This window comes from Streptomyces sp. CO7, assembly GCF_053474865.1.
The window spans coordinates 45,361-48,913 of sequence record NZ_JBRIOU010000010.1 but is presented as its reverse complement, the minus strand read 5'-3'; the positions used below and the strand labels follow the sequence as shown (position 1 = coordinate 48,913).

Genomic DNA, 3,553 nt, shown 5'->3' with positions numbered 1-3,553 from the left:
TCCTCGAGGGGAGCCCCAAGTCCCTGTCGCCAGGACCGGGTCGGCTCAGCCGGTCTTGAGCTCCGCCCAGACGATCTTGCCGATCGGCTGCCGCGGCTGCGAGCCCCAGCGGACGGCCAGCGCGTCGACCAGGAGGAGGCCCCGCCCCGACTCGTCATCCGGCGCGGCCTGCGCGGCGACGGAGGGCGGCGGGGTCTCGGAGGCGTCGATCACCTCGACGCGGGCGAGGCCGCCCAGTTCGTCGACGGTGAGCCGGAGCGCGAAGTCCCGCCCCGGCACCCGCCCGTGGCGCACCGCGTTGGCGGCCAGCTCACCGACCAGCAGGGCGACCGCGCAGGACAGGTCGGAGGTCGGCGGGAATCCCCACTCGGCGAGCCGGCGCACGGCGCAGTGCCGGGCCTGCCGGGCCCCGCGGGGCGAGGACCTGAACTGGGAGGCGAACACGAGGGGTTCGGCACACCCGGGACCCCCGGCCGCCGGCGCGTGCCGCTCGGACACGCGCCGCCGGGGGTTCTGGTGGGAGCTGGTCGAATCTGTGAGCACGGCCTATCCGTATCCCGCACGCGGGGCGTTGACGCATCGGAGAGTGAACAAATCGTGACTTTACGTATACCGAGGCGTCGTCGGCCACTACGGACAGTTCACGGACGGGCCGCTCCGGAGTCCGCTCCCGGCAGGTGCCGTGCCGCGAAGTCGAGTTCGAGCCGGACCTGCTTGATGCGCTCGTCGACCACCAGCGAGCCGTGCCCCGCGTCGTAGCGGTAGACCTCGTGGACCGCCCCGCGGCCCTCCAGGCGCTTGACGTAGTTGTCGATCTGCCGGATCGGGCAGCGCGGGTCGTTCACGCCGGCGGAGAGATAGACCGGCGCGGTGACCCGGTCGACGTAGGTGATCGGGGACGACGCCTCGAAGCGCTCGGGGACCTCCTCCGGGGTGCCGCCCAGGAGCGTGCGGTCCATGGCCTTCAGCGCCTCCATCTCGTCGTGGTACGCCGTCACGTAGTCGGCGACCGGGACGGCGGCGATGCCGACCGCCCACGCCTCCGGCTGGGTGCCCAGGCCGAGCAGGGTGAGGTAACCGCCCCAGGAGCCGCCGGTCAGGACCAGGCGGGCGGGGTCGGCGAGACCCGAGGAGACGGCCCACTCGCGGACCGCGGCGATGTCCTCCAGCTCGATCAGGCCCACCCGGTGCTTGAGGGCGTCCGTCCACTCCCGGCCGTAGCCGGTGGAGCCGCGGTAGTTGACCCGGACCACCGCGTACCCGTGGTCCACCCAGGCGGCGGGGCCGGCCGCGAAGGCGTCGCTGTCGTGCCAGGTGGGGCCGCCGTGGATCTCGAAGACGGTGGGCAGCGGGCCCGTGGCGCCGGCCGGCTTCTGCACCAGCGCGTGGATGCGGCCGCCGGGGCCCTCCACCCAGACGTCCTCCACCGGCACCGACTCCGGGGCCTTCATGCCGGGCGGGTCGAGCACCACCCGGCCGGAGGTGGAGCGCACCACCGGAGGCCGGGCCGCGGAGGACCACAGGTACTCCACGCTGCCGTCGGGGCGGGCGGTGGCGCCGGAGACCGTGCCGGGCGGCGTGTCGATCTCCTCCAGGGCGCGGCCGGCCAGGTCGTAGCGGAAGAGCTCGCTGCGCGCCTCGAAGCTGTGCGCGATCAGCAGCGCGGATCCGTCCGGGTACCACTCGGCGCTCACGTCGCCGGGCAGTTCCAGGGCCAGGTCGGTCTCCTCGCCGGTGGCGACGTCCCAGACCATGGGCTCCCAGCGGCCGCGGCGCTGGTGGCCGACGAGCAGCCGGGTGTCGCCGTCGACCGGGGCGAAACCGAGGACCTCCAGGCCCAGTTCGACGGTGCCGGCCTTGGTGTCGTCGAGCTCGGCGACGGTGCTGCCGTCGGGACGCAGCACGCGCAGGGCGGAGTGCATGGCGTCGCCGTGCTCGGTGTGCTCGACGGCGATCAGCGAGCCGTCGTGGGACAGGTCGCCGACCCCGGCGGACTCCGGGTGCCGGTAGATCTCCACCGGGTCCTCGCCGTCCCGGGCCAGGTGGATGGTGGTGCCCTCGTCGTCGGCGGAGCGGCCGACCACCGCGGTGCGGCCGTCCCTGCCCAGGGCGAGACCGGCCGGGTAGGAGGGCTCCAGGCCGGGGACGGCCTCCTCGTCCGGGCCGCCGTGGAACGGCTGGCGGCGCCAGACGCCGAACTCGTCGCCGTCGGTGTCGTCGAACCACCAGATCCAGGCGCCGTCGGGGGTCAGCGTGCCGTCCGTGGTGCCGTTGGGGCGGTCGGTGACCTGGCGCTGGGCGCCGGTGGCGCGGTCCCAGGCGTACAGCTCGTAGGTACCCGTCGCGTTGGAGACGAACAGGGAGCGGTCGGGGGCGTCCTCCGCCCAGTCGGGCAGGGACACGCGCGGGGCCCTGAACCTCTTCTCCCAGTCGGGCATGGTCGTGGGCGTCTCCGGGGCCTCGGCGCGGCCGGTGGTGTCAGTCATGGCCCCATAGTGCCTGCTCGGCGGGCCCGGGCGCGGAGTGGTGCGGGCAACGGTTCGGGCAGCGGTTCGGACGATGGCCGGAGCGGCGTTCGGGGCACCGGTCCCGGCGGCGTTCGGGGCACCGGTCCCGGCGGCCTCGCGGCGGCGGCTCCCGACGGCCGGGCGGGCATCCCGGCCCCGGGGACGGGGCGGGGCCCCGGTACCGTGGGTGGGGTGTACCGGTTCCTGCTGACGCCCCGCTGGTGGGGGATCAACGTCTTCGTGCTGCTCGCCGTGCCGTTCTGCGTGTTCATGGGGACATGGCAGCTGGACCGGTTCGAGACCCGGGTGGACGGCCACCGCGACGCGACGGCCCAGGCCGCCGAGGACCGCAAGGCCGACCCGAGCACCGCGCGGCCGCTGGCCGAGCTGCTCCCCGTCGACAAGCGGACGGTCGGCGACCAGGCCACCGTCACCGGCCGGTACGGCGAGCAGCTGCTGGTGCCGGACCGCGAGGTGGACGAGCGGCGCGGCTCCTACGTGCTGACCATGCTCCGCACCGGCGACGGCAGGGCGCTGCCCGTGGTGCGCGGCTGGCTGCCCGGCACGCCCGACGCGGCCGACGTGCCCGCCCCTCCCGAGGGGGAGGTCACGGTGACGGGCGCGCTGCAGGTGTCCGAGGTGCCCGGCCAGAACGGCGTGCCCGCGGCCGGCGGCCTGCCCGCGGGGCAGACCGGCGCGATCAGCGCCGCCTCGCTGGTCAACCTGGTGCCGTACGAGGTGTACGACGCCTGGGTCGTGCTCAACAAGGGCGACGCGGGCATGAAGGCGGTGCCGCCCGCGGCCGCGCCCGGCAGCGGGCTGGACCTGAAGGCCTTCCAGAACCTGGGCTACACCGGCGAGTGGTTCGTCTTCGCCGGCTTCGTGATCTTCATGTGGTACCGGCTGCTGCGGCGTGAGGCGGAGTTCGTCCGGGACGCCGAGCTGGGCATCCTCCCCGAGGACGCGGACGACGCCGCGAACGCTGCCGACGCCGGCGCCGCGGCCACCGGACAGGCCCCGGAAACGCAGGAGCGGCGGGAGTCCGC

Annotated in this window: 3 protein-coding genes; 1 reads left to right on the top strand and 2 read right to left on the bottom strand. The window is 74.8% G+C overall.

The features are described from left to right. Positions 1–45: 45 nt before the first annotated feature. On the bottom strand, positions 46–543 hold the full coding sequence (locus ACOV8S_RS28500; protein ID WP_448321383.1) for an ATP-binding protein: 498 nt from the start codon (positions 541–543) through the stop codon (positions 46–48). A gap of 98 nt (positions 544–641) precedes the next feature. After that, positions 642–2,486 (bottom strand): S9 family peptidase, encoded by a 1,845-nt coding sequence (locus ACOV8S_RS28495; protein WP_448321382.1) that lies wholly within the window; start codon positions 2,484–2,486, stop codon positions 642–644. Between the two features lie 213 nt (positions 2,487–2,699). On the opposite strand from ACOV8S_RS28495, the gene ACOV8S_RS28490 reads away from it, so the two are divergent. Further along, a partial coding sequence (locus ACOV8S_RS28490; RefSeq protein WP_448321381.1) for an SURF1 family protein occupies positions 2,700–3,553 on the top strand: 854 nt, incomplete at its 3' end.

What these genes read in the sequence shown, in the direction of transcription:
- ACOV8S_RS28495 (WP_448321382.1), bottom strand. Translation starts at nt 2,486, where the DNA reads ATGACTGACACCACCGGCCGCGCCGAGGCCCCGGAGACGCCCACGACC.